The organism is Pseudomonas sp. MD330_10 (assembly GCF_042610415.1).
Classification (GTDB): Bacteria; Pseudomonadota; Gammaproteobacteria; order Pseudomonadales; family Pseudomonadaceae; genus Aquipseudomonas; species Aquipseudomonas rhodesiae.
The window spans coordinates 52,550-66,186 of record NZ_JBHGZU010000002.1 but is presented as its reverse complement, the minus strand read 5'-3'; the positions used below and the strand labels follow the sequence as shown (position 1 = coordinate 66,186).

Sequence of the window (13,637 nt, the reverse complement as noted above, 5' to 3'; positions counted from 1 at the left end):
AAATGCAGTGACTGACACACTGCAATCGGGGGCAAGCCCCCTCCCACAGGGGATCTTCATCGGCCAGCTGGATCGATGAGCCATCAGCAACTGCATAGCGCGTTATCCAGCACCTTGCGCAGTTCCAGCGGGTGATCCACCACCACATCCGCGCCCCAGTGGCGCGGGTTGTCGTCCGGGTGGATATAGCCATAGGTGACCGCGGCTGTGCGCGTGCCGGCGTCGCGGCCGGACTCGATGTCACGCAGGTCGTCACCCACGAACAGCACGCTGGCCGGGTCGAGGTCGAGCATCTTGCACGCCAGAATCAGCGGCTCGGGGTCCGGTTTGCTGTTCTTCACATGGTCCGGGCAGATCAGCAATGCCGAACGCTCGGCCAAGCCCAACTGCTGCATGATCGGCTCGGCAAAGCGCACCGGCTTGTTGGTGACCACGCCCCAGATCAGGTTGGCCTTTTCGATGTCCGCCAGCAGATCGCCCATGCCGTCGAACAGCTTGCTATGGATCGCGCAGCCCTTGAGGTAGCGTTCGAGAAACTCTTGGCGCAGTTCCTCGAAGCCTGGGGACTCGGGGTCCATCGAGAACGTCACCGCGACCATCGCACGCGCGCCGCCGGAGATTTCATCGCGGATGTGTTGGTCGTTGATCGGCGCCAGGCCTCGGTCGGCGCGCATGGCCTGGCAGATGGCGATAAAGTCCGGCGCCGTGTCCAGCAGGGTGCCGTCCATATCGAAGAGAACCGCTCGCAACTTCACAGGCTTACTCCTCGCGCAGGGTCTGGATCATGTAGTTGACGTCGACGTCGTTGGCCAGCTTGTAGTGCTTGGTCAGCGGGTTGTAGGTCAGGCCGATAATGTCCTTGACGGTCAAACCGGCCTGGCGGCTCCAGGCCCCCAGCTCGGACGGGCGGATGAATTTCTTGAAATCATGGGTGCCGCGCGGCAGCAGCTTCATGATGTATTCGGCGCCGATGATCGCGAACAGGTACGCCTTGGGGTTGCGGTTGATGGTGGAGAAAAATACCTGGCCGCCCGGCTTGACCATGCGGAAGCACGCGCGGATCACCGATGACGGGTCCGGCACGTGTTCGAGCATTTCCAGGCAGGTGACCACGTCGAACTGCTCGGGCATCTCTTCGGCCAGGGCTTCGGCGGTGATCTGGCGGTACTCCACGTTTACGCCGGACTCCAACTGGTGCAACTGGGCCACGGCCAGTGGCGCTTCGCCCATGTCGATGCCCATCACCGTGGCACCGCGCTGGGCCATGGCTTCGCTGAGGATGCCGCCGCCGCAGCCAACGTCCAGCACCTTCTTGCCGGCCAGATTGACGCGTTCGTCAATCCAGTTGACTCGCAGCGGGTTGATGTCGTGCAGCGGTTTGAACTCGCTTTCGCGGTCCCACCAGCGGTGGGCCAGGGCTTCGAATTTGGCGATTTCGGCGTGGTCGACGTTGCTCATGGTGCATCCTCTGAATCTGATAAATCGGTGGGCCGGTGTTGAACGCGCAGGTTCACCACCGTCGTTATTCGTGCTGCCCGCTGATGCGCCTGCCCCAGGCAACGGCCGTGGCGGTCAACTGTTGCTCATCCATGCGGGTCAATCGCCGGTCGTCGAGCAACTGCTTGCCGGCGACCCAAAGGTGTTTCACGCAATCGCGTCCGGTGGCATATATAAGCTGTGAGACCGGATCGTAGATCGGTTGTTGCGCCAGACCCGACAGATCGAAGGCGACGATATCCGCCGCCTTGCCTAGCTCCAGCGAACCGATCTCAGTGTCCAGCCCCATGGCGCGCGCTCCGTTGAGCGTAGCCATGCGCAGTGCGCGGTGCGCGTCCAGGGCGGTGGCCGAACCGGCGACGGCCTTAGCCAGCATCGCAGCGGTGCGGGTTTCGCCGAGTAAATCCAAGTCGTTGTTGCTGGCGGCGCCGTCGGTGCCGAGGGCCACATTGACGCCAGCCTGCCACAGACGTTCCACCGGGCAGAAGCCACTGGCCAGTTTCAGGTTCGACTCAGGGCAATGGATCACGCTGGTATTGCTTTCTACCAGCAAAACCAGGTCGTCCTCGCTGATTTGAGTCATGTGAACGGCCTGGAAGCGCGGCCCCAATAGCCCGAGGCGGCTCAGGCGCGCCAACGGCCGCTCGCCGGTCTGCTCCACGGCTTGCTGCACCTCGCCGGCGGTTTCGTGTACATGCATATGGATGGCGGCGTCGAGTTCTTCGGCGATTACTCGGATTTTCTCCAGGTTGGCGTCGCATACAGTGTAGGGCGCGTGGGGGCCGAAGGTGATATTGACGCGCGGGTGGTGCTTGAGGTCGCCGAACAGCTCGATGCCCTGGCGAATCGCTTCATCGGCGGTGCTGGCGCCAGGGATCGGGAAATCGAGGATCGGAATCGCGATCTGCGCGCGCATGCCGCTGTTGTGTACGCAGTCGCTGGCGACCTTGGGGTAGAAGTACATGTCGGAGAAACAGGTGATGCCCCCTTTGAGCTGTTCGGCGATAGCCAGGTCGGTGCCGTCGCGTACAAAGGCTTCATCGACCCACTTGGCCTCGGCGGGCCAGATATGCTTCTCCAGCCAGGTCATCAGCGGCAGATCATCGGCCAGGCCGCGAAACAGGCTCATGGCCGCGTGCCCGTGGGCGTTGATCAAGCCGGGGCTGAGCAGCATGCCCGGCAGCTCGCGCACCTCGGCGGCCTGCAGTTTCAACGCTGCCGCCCGAGGCCCGATAAAGGCGATGCGCCCGTCGCGGATGCCCAGGCCGTGCTCCCTGAGCACCACGCCGGCGGGCTCCACAGGTACCAGCCAGGTCGGCAACAGCAAGATGTCGAGCGGGGCGGCGGTGGGGGTCATCGCGGGCTTCTTCCTGGGCAGCTATAAAAGAAGCGCGAAGTATACCCGAGCGTCCTGGCTGGCGGATCGCTATAATCGGCGGCTTTTGTTCATGAGTGCGGAGTAAGGGATGCGCGATCGACTGTTGGCTGCGGAGAAAGTGAAGGCCATCGATTGGCGCGACGGCACGCTGCACCTGCTCGACCAACGCGCCTTGCCGTCCCACGAGCGTTGGGTCGCCTGCGCCACGGTGGATGAAGTGGCCGCGGCCATCCGTGGGATGGTCGTGCGCGGCGCGGCAGCCATCGGTATCAGCGCGGCCTATGGCCTGGTACTGGCCGCTCGGGCGCGCATCGCCGAGGGCGGTGACTGGCAGGCCGGGTGGGAAGAAGACTACGCACTGCTCGCCGAGAGCCGTCCGACCGCGTCGAACCTGTTCTGGGCCCTCAAATGCATGCGAGACCGCCTCGACCGTCTCAAGAAACACGCCGATCCGCTGGCTGCGCTGGAAGCCGAAGCCATTGCGATTCATGAAAGCGACCGCGAAGCCAACCTGACCATGGCGCAATTGGGCGTCGACCTGATCCGCAAGCATCAGGGCAATGCCCAGGCCATTTTGACCCACGGCAACGCGGGCGCGCTGGCCACCGGCGGGGTCGGCACGGCGCTGGGGGTGATCCGTGGCGCATTCCTTGAGGGCATGGTCGAGCAGGTCTACGTCAATGAAACCCGTCCTTGGCTGCAAGGTTCACGGCTGACCGCCTGGGAGTTGGCGGGCGAGGGCATCCCGGTCACGGTGAATGCCGACTCGGCCGGTGCCCATATCCTCAAGACCAAAGGTGTGACCTGGGTGGTCGTCGGTGCCGATTGCATCGCCGCCAACGGTGATGTGGTCGGCAAAATCGGCACCTACCAACTGGCGGTCTGCGCCATGCACCACGGCGTGCGTTTTATGGTTGTGGCGCCGAGTTCTACCCTGGACCTGATGATGGCCACCGGTGAAGACGTCGCCCTTGAGGAGCGCAATGCCGGTGAATTGCTGGAGGTGATGGGGCAGCAGCTGGAGGTCGGCGCCTACAACCCGGTGTTCGATGTGACGCCAGCCGATCTGATCGATGTGATCGTGACCGAAAAAGGCGTCGTCGAACGGCCGGATACTGCGAAATTGGCCAAGTTGATGTGCCGTAAGCGGCTGCATTGAGGGCAGTGGTGGTTGTGAGATGGTCATCGGGGGCAAGCCCCCTCCCACACTTGAAGTGTGAGCATGGTCAAATGTGGGAGGGGGCTTGCCCCCGATTGGCCTTAAAAGTCAACAAAACCCTCGGATTCTCCCTCGAAAAATACCACCACCCCACCTCTGAGCCCCTCTCGTCGCCCTCAAGCCTGTCATCCGTCAACTTACTATGCTCCATGCCCATCAAGGGGATAGGTGCGTGGCGGCGATTGTGATAACATCCGGCGGTTTCCAAGGTCACCCCGAGGGGCGGCCTATAACGTGCAGATCCGTGTCATAACTCGTTGATTTGTCGTAAGTCGTTGCCAGGCACTCTGCCGGCAGCGGCGAGCTTCGTTCGTCCCATATGGATGTGACGAAGTTTCACCCGAAAAAGGAATCAGGCTTCTCATGGGCGAACTGGCCAAAGAAATCCTCCCGGTCAATATCGAAGACGAGCTGAAACAGTCCTACCTCGACTACGCGATGAGCGTGATTGTCGGTCGAGCACTGCCTGATGCGCGCGATGGCTTGAAGCCCGTGCACCGGCGTGTGCTGTTCGCGATGAGCGAGCTGGGTAACGACTGGAACAAGCCGTACAAGAAATCTGCCCGTGTTGTCGGTGACGTGATCGGTAAGTATCACCCTCACGGCGACACTGCGGTGTACGACACCATCGTACGTATGGCCCAGCCGTTTTCCCTGCGCTACCTGCTGGTAGATGGCCAAGGCAACTTCGGTTCGGTCGACGGCGACAACGCTGCGGCCATGCGATACACCGAAGTGCGCATGACCAAGCTGGCGCACGAACTGCTGGCCGACCTGCATAAAGAAACCGTGGACTGGGTGCCGAACTACGACGGCACCGAAATGATCCCGGCCGTCATGCCGACCAAGATCCCCAACCTGCTGGTCAACGGTTCCAGCGGTATCGCCGTGGGCATGGCCACCAACATCCCGCCGCACAACCTCGGTGAAGTCATCGACGGTTGCCTGGCCCTCATCGACAATCCTGAGCTGACCGTCGATGAGCTGATGCAATACATCCCTGGTCCGGACTTCCCGACCGCCGCGATCATCAATGGTCGCGCCGGTATCATCGAAGCCTACCGCACCGGTCGCGGGCGCATTTACATGCGTGCCCGCTCGATCATCGAAGACATCGACAAGGTCGGTGGCCGCCAGCAGATCGTGATCACCGAACTCCCGTACCAGCTGAACAAGGCGCGTCTGATCGAGAAGATCGCCGAGCTGGTCAAGGAGAAGAAGCTCGAAGGTATTACCGAGCTGCGCGACGAGTCCGACAAGGACGGTATGCGCGTCGTGATCGAGCTGCGTCGTGGCGAAGTGCCGGAGGTGATCCTCAACAACCTCTACGCCCAGACCCAGCTGCAAAGCGTGTTTGGTATCAACGTCGTAGCCCTCATCGACGGTCGCCCGCGCATCCTGAACCTCAAGGATCTGCTGGAAGCCTTCGTCCGTCACCGTCGCGAAGTCGTCACCCGCCGTACCGTGTTCGAACTGCGCAAGGCCCGCGAACGTGGTCACATCCTGGAAGGCCAGGCGGTTGCGTTGTCGAACATCGATCCGGTGATCGCGCTGATCAAAGCCTCGCCAACCCCGTCGGAAGCCAAGGAAGCGCTGATCAGCACGCCTTGGGAATCCAGCGCCGTGGTAGCCATGGTCGAGCGCGCTGGCGCCGACTCCTGCCGTCCGGAGAACCTGGACCCGCAATACGGTCTGCGCGAAGGCAAGTACTTCCTGTCCCCGGAACAGGCCCAGGCCATCCTGGAACTGCGCCTGCACCGCCTTACCGGTCTGGAGCACGAGAAGCTGCTGGCCGAGTACCAGGAGATCCTCAACCAGATCGGCGAGTTGATCCGCATCCTCAGCAGCGCCGTGCGCCTGATGGAAGTGATCCGCGAAGAACTGGAGGTGATCCGCGCCGAATACGGCGATGTGCGTCGCACCGAGATCCTCGATGCGCGCCTCGACCTGACCCTGGGCGACATGATCCCGGAAGAAGAGCGCGTGGTGACCATCTCCCACGGCGGCTACGCCAAGACCCAACCGTTGGCGGCCTACCAGGCCCAGCGTCGTGGCGGTAAAGGTAAATCGGCTACCGGCGTGAAGGATGAGGACTACATCGCTCACCTGCTGGTCGCCAACAGCCACACCACGCTGCTGCTGTTCTCCAGCAAGGGCAAGGTGTACTGGCTCAAGACCTACGAGATCCCGGAAGCCTCCCGTGCCGCCCGTGGTCGTCCGTTGGTCAACCTGCTGCCGTTGGACAGTGATGAATACATCACCACCATGCTGCCGGTCGAGGAATACACCGAAGGTCACTTCATCTTCATGGCTACCGCCAAAGGCACCGTGAAGAAGACCCCACTGGAATCCTTCAGCCGTCAGCGCAGCGTGGGCCTGATCGCCCTGGAGCTGGACGAAGGCGACGTGTTGATCTCGGCCGCCATCACCGACGGCGAACGTGAAGTCATGCTGTTCTCCGACGGTGGCAAGGTTACGCGCTTCAAGGAGTCCGACGTACGCGCCATGGGTCGTACCGCCCGCGGTGTGCGCGGCATGCGTCTGCCGGAAGGGCAGAAGCTGATCTCGATGCTGATCCCGGAAGAAGGCAGCCAGATCCTCACCGCTTCCGAGCGTGGTTACGGCAAGCGCACCGCCATCAGCGAGTTCCCGGAGTACAAGCGTGGCGGCCAGGGCGTGATCGCCATGGTCAGCAACGAGCGCAACGGCCGTCTGGTCGGCGCGGTGCAAGTGCTCGACGGCGAGGAAATCATGCTGATTTCCGACCAGGGTACCTTGGTACGTACTCGCGTGGCCGAAGTGTCGAGCCTGGGTCGTAACACTCAGGGCGTCACCTTGATCAAGCTGGCCAAGGACGAAAAACTGGTGGGCCTGGAACGCGTCCAGGAACCCTCGGAAGTCGAAGGCGAAGAGCTGGAAGGTGAGGCGTTTGAAGGCGAGGTGATCGCAACAGGCGATGACACCGTCGACGAGCCAACCCTCGACGCAGCCGCAGACGAAGAAGAACCGCAGGAATAAGCGGACACACAGGGGGCGGATGAAGATTCGCCCCCTTGTTGTTTGTCCCTTATGAAATAACACGTCCTTTGGCTGGACGCGGTCAATGTGGGAGCTGGCTTGCCTGCGATGGCAGCGCCGCGGTATCACTGCGCTACCGAGGTGCCCTTATCGCCGGCAAGCCAGCTCCCACAAGGGTTCGCTCCAGATAAAGGTTGTTACCGAACATGATTGCAGCCCCACCAGATCAGAGTGAGATTGGATGTGAGCAAGAGAGCCTATAACTTCTGTGCCGGTCCCGCGGCGCTTCCTGAAGCAGTCCTGCAGCGCGCGCAGGGTGAACTCCTCGACTGGCATGGAAAAGGCCTCTCCGTGATGGAAATGAGCCATCGCAGCGATGAGTTCGTGTCCATTGCCACCAAGGCCGAGCAGGACCTGCGCGACTTGCTGGACATCCCATCCAATTACAAAGTGTTGTTCCTGCAAGGCGGCGCCAGTCAGCAGTTCGCCCAGATCCCGCTGAATCTGCTGCCGGAAGACGGCACTGCGGATTACATCGACACCGGTATCTGGGGGCAGAAAGCCATTGAGGAGGCCTCGCGCTACGGCCACGTCAATGTGGCGGGCACCGCCAAGCCTTACGACTATTTCGCGATTCCCGGTCAGAACGAGTGGAAGCTGTCGAAGGACGCGGCCTACGTGCACTACGTACAGAACGAAACCATCGGTGGCCTGGAGTTCGACTGGGTGCCGGAAGTCGGTGACGTCCCGTTGGTGTGCGACATGTCCTCGGACATCCTCTCGCGCCCGATCGATGTGTCCAAATACGGCATGATCTACGCCGGCGCACAGAAGAACATCGGCCCGAGCGGCATCCTGGTCAACATCATCCGCGAAGACCTGCTGGGCCGCGCCCGTTCGCTGTGCCCGACCATGCTCAACTACAAGGTCGCGGCCGATAACGGCTCGATGTACAACACGCCGCCGGCGTTCGCCTGGTACCTGTCGGGCCTGGTGTTTGAGTGGCTCAAGGAGCAGGGCGGTGTGGCTGCCATGGGCAAGCTTAACGAAGTGAAGAAGCGCACCCTGTACGACTTCATCGACGCCAGCGGCCTCTACAGCAACCCGATCAACAAAACGGATCGCTCGTGGATGAACGTACCGTTCCGCCTGGCCGATGATCGTCTGGACAAGCCGTTCCTGGCCGGTGCCGACGAACGCGGTCTGCTCAACCTCAAAGGCCACCGTTCGGTAGGTGGCATGCGCGCCTCCATCTACAACGCTGTCGACATCAACGCGATCAACGCGCTGGTGGCCTACATGGCAGAGTTCGAAAAGGAACACGGCTAATGTCTGAACAAGAACTCAAGGCCCTGCGCGTTCGCATTGACAGCCTGGACGAGAAAGTCCTGGAGCTGATCAGCGAGCGCGCGCGATGCGCCCAGGAAGTGGCGCGAGTGAAGATGGCGTCCCTGGCCGAAGGCGAAGTGCCGGTGTTCTACCGCCCTGAGCGCGAAGCCCAAGTGCTCAAGCGTGTAATGGAGCGCAACAAGGGCCCGTTGGGTAACGAAGAGATGGCGCGGTTGTTCCGTGAAATCATGTCGTCGTGCCTGGCCCTGGAGCAGCCGCTGAAAGTGGCGTACCTCGGTCCTGAGGGGACTTTCACCCAAGCGGCGGCCATGAAGCACTTCGGCCACGCGGTGATCAGCAAACCAATGGCGGCGATCGACGAAGTGTTCCGCGAAGTGGCGGCCGGTGCGGTGAATTTTGGCGTGGTGCCGGTGGAAAACTCCACCGAAGGCGCGGTCAACCACACCCTCGACAGCTTCCTTGAACACGACATGGTGATCTGTGGCGAAGTGGAGCTGCGTATCCACCACCACTTGTTGGTGGGCGAGAACACCAAGACCGACAGTATCAGCCGCATTTATTCCCACGCTCAGTCTCTGGCTCAATGCCGCAAATGGCTGGACGCTCACTACCCGAATGTCGAGCGCGTGGCGGTGTCCAGCAACGCCGAAGCGGCCAAGCGGGTCAAGGGCGAATGGAATTCGGCGGCGATCGCCGGGGATATGGCTGCGGGCCTGTATGGCCTGACGCGCCTGGCGGAAAAAATCGAAGACCGCCCGGACAACTCCACGCGCTTTTTGATGATCGGCAATCAGGAAGTGCCGCCGACCGGCGACGACAAGACTTCGATCATCGTTTCCATGAGCAACAAGCCCGGCGCCCTGCATGAGCTGCTGGTGCCGTTCCATGACAATGGGATCGATCTGACGCGCATCGAGACTCGGCCTTCGCGCAGCGGTAAATGGACATACGTGTTCTTTATCGATTTCGTCGGCCATCACCGCGACCCGCTGGTCAAAGGCGTGCTCGAGAAGATCAGTCAGGAGGCCGTGGCACTCAAGGTGCTGGGCTCCTACCCGAAAGCGGTTTTGTGAGGCGTTAACATGAGTGGCAACTTCCTCGCCCTGGCTCAGCCGGGCGTGCAACAACTGTCGCCTTACGTTCCGGGCAAGCCGGTGGACGAGCTGGCGCGCGAGTTGAACCTGGATCCGGCCAACATCGTCAAGCTGGCCAGTAACGAGAACCCGTTGGGCCCAAGCCCCAAGGTGTTGGCGGCGATTCGTGAAGAGCTGGCGGAGCTGACCCGTTATCCGGATGGCAATGGCTTCGCACTCAAGTCCTTGTTGGCGGAGCAATGTCGTGTGGAACTGAACCAGGTGACCCTGGGCAACGGCTCCAACGACATTCTTGAGCTGGTAGGTCGTGCTTATCTCGCCCCGGGCCTGAATGCGGTGTTCAGCGAGCACGCGTTCGCGGTCTACCCGATCGTGACTCAGGCCGTTGGTGCCGAGGCGCGGGTGATTCCAGCCAAGGAGTGGGGGCATGACCTGCCGGCCATGCTGGCGGCCATCGACGCGCAGACCCGCGTGGTATTCATCGCCAATCCGAACAACCCCACCGGCACCTGGTTCGGTGCCGAAGCCTTGAACGACTTCCTGCAGGACGTGCCGGAGCATGTGCTGGTGGTGCTGGACGAAGCCTATATCGAGTACGCCGAAGGCAGCGACCTGCCGGACGGCCTGGATTTCCTCGCGGCGTATCCGAACCTGCTGGTGTCGCGCACGTTTTCCAAGGCCTATGGCCTGGCATCGCTGCGGGTGGGCTATGGCCTGTCGAGCGCGGTGGTCGCCGATGTGCTGAACCGCGTGCGCCAGCCGTTCAACGTCAACAGCCTCGCCCTGGCGGCGGCCTGTGCGGCGGTGAAGGATGTCGACTACCTGGAAGAAAGTCGTCGCCTCAATGAAAGCGGTATGCAGCAGTTGCAGGATGGCTTCCGCGCATTGGGCCTGGGCTGGATTCCGTCCAAGGGCAACTTTATCTGTGTCGATCTGGGCCAAGTGGCTGCGCCGATATTTCAAGGGTTGCTGCGCGAAGGTGTGATCGTGCGCCCGGTGGCCAACTACGGCATGCCGAACCACCTGCGTATCACCATCGGCCTGCCGGCTGAAAACAGTCGCTTCCTGGAGGCGTTGGCCAAGGTTCTGGCCCGTGGTTGATGTCACTGCATTGCAACCTGCTGTGCCTATGATCGGTCGCCTGGTGGTAGTGGGTCTGGGCTTGATCGGCGGTTCCTTCGCCAAGGGCCTGCGTGAAAGCGGGCTGTGCGGTGAAGTAGTGGGCGTCGACCTGGACCCGCAATCGCGCCAACTGGCCGTTGAGTTGGGCGTGGTGGATCGCTGTGAAGCCGACCTGGCGCTCGCGTGTAAAGGTGCTGACGTGATCCAGCTCGCCGTGCCCATCCTGGCCATGGAAAAGCTGCTTGCAGTGCTGGCTCAGATGGACCTGGGGCAAGCGATCCTGACTGATGTCGGCAGTGCCAAGGGCAATGTGGTGCGCGCGGCGCAACGGGCCTTTGGCGGCATGCCCGCGCGCTTCGTGCCTGGGCATCCGATTGCCGGCTCCGAGCAGAGCGGGGTGGAGGCGTCGAATGCGCAGTTGTTCCGCCGGCATAAGGTCATCCTGACGCCGCTTGAGCAAACGGATCCAGCGGCCTTGGCGGTGGTGGATCGTCTGTGGCGCGAGCTAGGGGCGGATGTGGAGCATATGCAGGTCGAGCGGCACGATGAAGTGCTGGCGGCGACCAGTCATTTGCCGCATTTACTTGCCTTTGGCCTGGTGGATTCGTTGGCCAAGCGCAACGAGAACCTTGAGATTTTCCGTTACGCCGCCGGAGGTTTCCGCGATTTCACGCGTATTGCCGGCAGCGACCCGGTGATGTGGCACGACATCTTCCTGGCTAATCGCGAGGCGGTGTTGCGCACCCTGGACACCTTCCGCAGCGATCTCGACGCTTTGCGCGATGCGGTCGACGCCGGGGATGGCCATCAATTATTGGGCGTGTTCACCCGTGCGCGGGTGGCGCGTGAACATTTCAGCAAGATCCTGGCTCGCCGGGCCTATATGGAAACCGCTGTGAACGCCGATGCGTTGACCTTTCTCGCCAATCCAGGTGGCCGCCTCAGTGGGCGTATCCGGGTGCCCGGGGATAAGTCGATCTCCCATCGCTCCATCATGCTGGGCTCATTGGCCGACGGCGTGACCGAAATCGAAGGCTTTCTTGAAGGCGAAGATGCCCTGGCGACCTTGCAGGCGTTTCGCGACATGGGGGTGGTGATCGAAGGTCCGCACCATGGTCGCGTGAGCATCCATGGGGTGGGGCTGCACGGTCTGAAACCTGCGCCGGGGCCGATTTATCTGGGTAATTCCGGCACGTCCATGCGCTTGCTCTGTGGGTTGCTGGCTGCGCAAAGCTTCGACAGCGTATTGACTGGCGACGCGTCGCTGTCCAATCGCCCGATGAACCGCGTGGCCGAGCCGCTGCGTGAAATGGGCGCGCAGATCGAAACCGGCCCGCAAGGGCGACCACCGTTGACTATTCGCGGTGGCCAGTCCCTGAAGGGTTTGACCTACACGCTGCCGATGGCCAGCGCCCAGGTTAAATCCTGCCTGCTGCTGGCCGGTCTGTATGCCGATGGAAAGACCGCGGTGACTGAACCGGCGCCAACCCGTGATCATACCGAGCGTATGTTGCGCGGCTTTGGTTATCCCGTGGCGGTGGACGGGGCGACGGCAGCGGTTGAATCCGGCCATGCGCTCAAGGCGACCCATATTGAAGTACCGGGAGATATCTCGTCGGCGGCGTTCTTTATGGTGGCTGCTTCGATTGCCGAGGGTTCCGAACTGGTGCTGGAGCATGTTGGCGTCAACCCGACACGCACCGGCGTGATCGATATCCTGCGACTGATGGGCGCGGATATCACGCTGGAAAATCCCCGTGAAGTGGGGGGCGAGCCAGTAGCCGACCTGCGGGTGCGCGCGGCTGCGCTGACGGGTATTGAAATCCCCGAGACCCTGGTGCCGTTGGCGATCGATGAGTTTCCAGTGTTGTTTATCGCGGCGGCGTGCGCTGAAGGGCGAACCGTTTTGCGCGGCGCGCAAGAGTTGCGGGTCAAGGAGTCCGATCGTATCCAGGTCATGGCCGACGGTCTGTTGGCGCTGGGCGTGAAGTGTGAAGCCACCCCTGATGGGCTTATCATTGACGGCGGCCCGATGGCGGGGGGTGAGGTTCATGCCCATGGGGACCATCGCATTGCCATGGCCTTTAGTGTGGCTGGGTTGCGGGCGGCTGCGCCGATTCATATCCATGACTGCGCCAATGTTGCTACGTCTTTTCCGAATTTTCTTACACTGTGTGCCCAAGTCGGCATCCGTGTTGCCCAAGAGGCTCAATTGTGAATATCAAAGCACCGGTGATAACCATCGACGGGCCAAGCGGTTCGGGTAAAGGCACGATCGCCGGCATCCTGGCAAAGCGCCTTGGCTGGGGCCTGCTGGATTCCGGCGCGCTGTATCGCTTGCTGGCGTTCGCCGCGCGTAACCACGGGGTCGACCTGACCAATGAAGCGTTGCTGACCCAGCTTGCTGCTCATCTGGATGTGCAATTCATCGCCGCGACAGACGGTCAACTGCAGCGCATCATTCTGGAGGGCGACGAAGTCAGTGATGCCATTCGCACTGAAGATGTCGGCTCCGGAGCGTCCCAAGTGGCGGCGTTGCCGGCCGTACGGGATGCACTGCTGCAGCGCCAGCGGGCGTTTCAGGAGCCCCCGGGCCTGGTCGCCGATGGGCGCGATATGGGCACTGTGGTATTTCCCGAGGCGCCGCTGAAGATTTTTCTGACGGCCAGCGCCGAGGAGCGGGCGCGCCGCCGCTACTTGCAGTTGAAGGGCAAAGTCGATGGTGTTAGTCTGTCGAGTCTGCTAGATGAGATCCGTGCACGCGATGAGCGTGATACCCAGCGCGCAGTAGCCCCGCTCAAACCGGCGGCCGATGCCATACAGCTGGATTCCACGGAGTTGTCCATCGAGCAGGTGCTGGAACGCATCATGAGCGAGATCGCCATTCGCGATATCGCCGGGTGACCAAGAAGGCTGCAGGGGACCAGTCATAGTCCTGCGGTGCTTCTTTTAATTGAAA

Annotated in this window: 10 protein-coding genes; 7 read left to right on the top strand and 3 right to left on the bottom strand. The window is 61.8% G+C overall.

Annotation, left to right across the window (positions count from 1 at the left end):
* Positions 1–83 precede the first annotated feature (83 nt).
* From mupP to ACFZPT_RS03290, 3 genes are all read right to left on the bottom strand, one after another.
* Positions 84–755 (bottom strand): N-acetylmuramic acid 6-phosphate phosphatase MupP, encoded by a 672-nt coding sequence (gene mupP, locus ACFZPT_RS03300; protein ID WP_034112495.1) that lies wholly within the window; start codon positions 753–755, stop codon positions 84–86.
* Positions 756–759: 4 nt separating this feature from the next.
* The gene (gene ubiG / locus ACFZPT_RS03295; protein WP_010211967.1) at positions 760–1,458 is read right to left on the bottom strand and encodes a bifunctional 2-polyprenyl-6-hydroxyphenol methylase/3-demethylubiquinol 3-O-methyltransferase UbiG; all 699 of its coding nucleotides are present in this window, start codon (positions 1,456–1,458) and stop codon (positions 760–762) included.
* 64 nt (positions 1,459–1,522) lie between these two features.
* The gene (locus tag ACFZPT_RS03290) at positions 1,523–2,854 is read right to left on the bottom strand and encodes a TRZ/ATZ family hydrolase (protein ID WP_034137440.1); all 1,332 of its coding nucleotides are present in this window, start codon (positions 2,852–2,854) and stop codon (positions 1,523–1,525) included.
* Between the two features lie 109 nt (positions 2,855–2,963).
* Between ACFZPT_RS03290 and mtnA the strand changes: the two genes are divergently transcribed.
* The 7 genes from mtnA (at position 2,964) to cmk (ending at position 13,582) form a co-directional block, all read left to right on the top strand.
* The gene (gene mtnA, locus ACFZPT_RS03285) at positions 2,964–4,034 is read left to right on the top strand and encodes an S-methyl-5-thioribose-1-phosphate isomerase (protein ID WP_034096531.1); all 1,071 of its coding nucleotides are present in this window, start codon (positions 2,964–2,966) and stop codon (positions 4,032–4,034) included.
* Between the two features lie 423 nt (positions 4,035–4,457).
* Positions 4,458–7,112, top strand: a complete 2,655-nt coding sequence (gene gyrA / locus ACFZPT_RS03280; protein ID WP_034096532.1) for a DNA gyrase subunit A — start codon at positions 4,458–4,460, stop codon at positions 7,110–7,112.
* A 243-nt stretch (positions 7,113–7,355) separates the two neighbouring features.
* Positions 7,356–8,441, top strand: a complete 1,086-nt coding sequence (gene serC, locus ACFZPT_RS03275) for a 3-phosphoserine/phosphohydroxythreonine transaminase (protein ID WP_034096533.1) — start codon at positions 7,356–7,358, stop codon at positions 8,439–8,441.
* Positions 8,441–9,535 (top strand): prephenate dehydratase, encoded by a 1,095-nt coding sequence (pheA, locus tag ACFZPT_RS03270; protein WP_034096534.1) that lies wholly within the window; start codon positions 8,441–8,443, stop codon positions 9,533–9,535. The genes serC and pheA overlap by 1 nt, the downstream gene beginning before the upstream one ends.
* Before the next feature lie 9 nt (positions 9,536–9,544).
* The gene (gene hisC, locus ACFZPT_RS03265) at positions 9,545–10,657 is read left to right on the top strand and encodes a histidinol-phosphate transaminase (protein WP_034112500.1); all 1,113 of its coding nucleotides are present in this window, start codon (positions 9,545–9,547) and stop codon (positions 10,655–10,657) included.
* A gap of 28 nt (positions 10,658–10,685) precedes the next feature.
* A complete protein-coding gene (locus ACFZPT_RS03260; protein ID WP_034112502.1) occupies positions 10,686–12,896 on the top strand; it encodes a bifunctional prephenate dehydrogenase/3-phosphoshikimate 1-carboxyvinyltransferase in 2,211 nt (736 codons plus the stop codon).
* Positions 12,893–13,582 (top strand): (d)CMP kinase, encoded by a 690-nt coding sequence (gene cmk, locus ACFZPT_RS03255; RefSeq protein WP_034096537.1) that lies wholly within the window; start codon positions 12,893–12,895, stop codon positions 13,580–13,582. Before ACFZPT_RS03260 ends, cmk begins: the two co-directional genes overlap by 4 nt.
* Positions 13,583–13,637: the final 55 nt, after the last annotated feature.

Coding starts and splice junctions, on each gene's coding strand:
- mtnA (WP_034096531.1), top strand. CDS start 2,964: ATGCGCGATCGACTGTTGGCTGCGGAGAAAGTGAAGGCCATCGATTGG.
- ubiG (WP_010211967.1), bottom strand. CDS start 1,458: ATGAGCAACGTCGACCACGCCGAAATCGCCAAATTCGAAGCCCTGGCC.
- ACFZPT_RS03290 (WP_034137440.1), bottom strand. CDS start 2,854: ATGACCCCCACCGCCGCCCCGCTCGACATCTTGCTGTTGCCGACCTGG.
- ACFZPT_RS03260 (WP_034112502.1), top strand. CDS start 10,686: ATGATCGGTCGCCTGGTGGTAGTGGGTCTGGGCTTGATCGGCGGTTCC.
- hisC (WP_034112500.1), top strand. CDS start 9,545: ATGAGTGGCAACTTCCTCGCCCTGGCTCAGCCGGGCGTGCAACAACTG.
- pheA (WP_034096534.1), top strand. CDS start 8,441: ATGTCTGAACAAGAACTCAAGGCCCTGCGCGTTCGCATTGACAGCCTG.
- gyrA (WP_034096532.1), top strand. CDS start 4,458: ATGGGCGAACTGGCCAAAGAAATCCTCCCGGTCAATATCGAAGACGAG.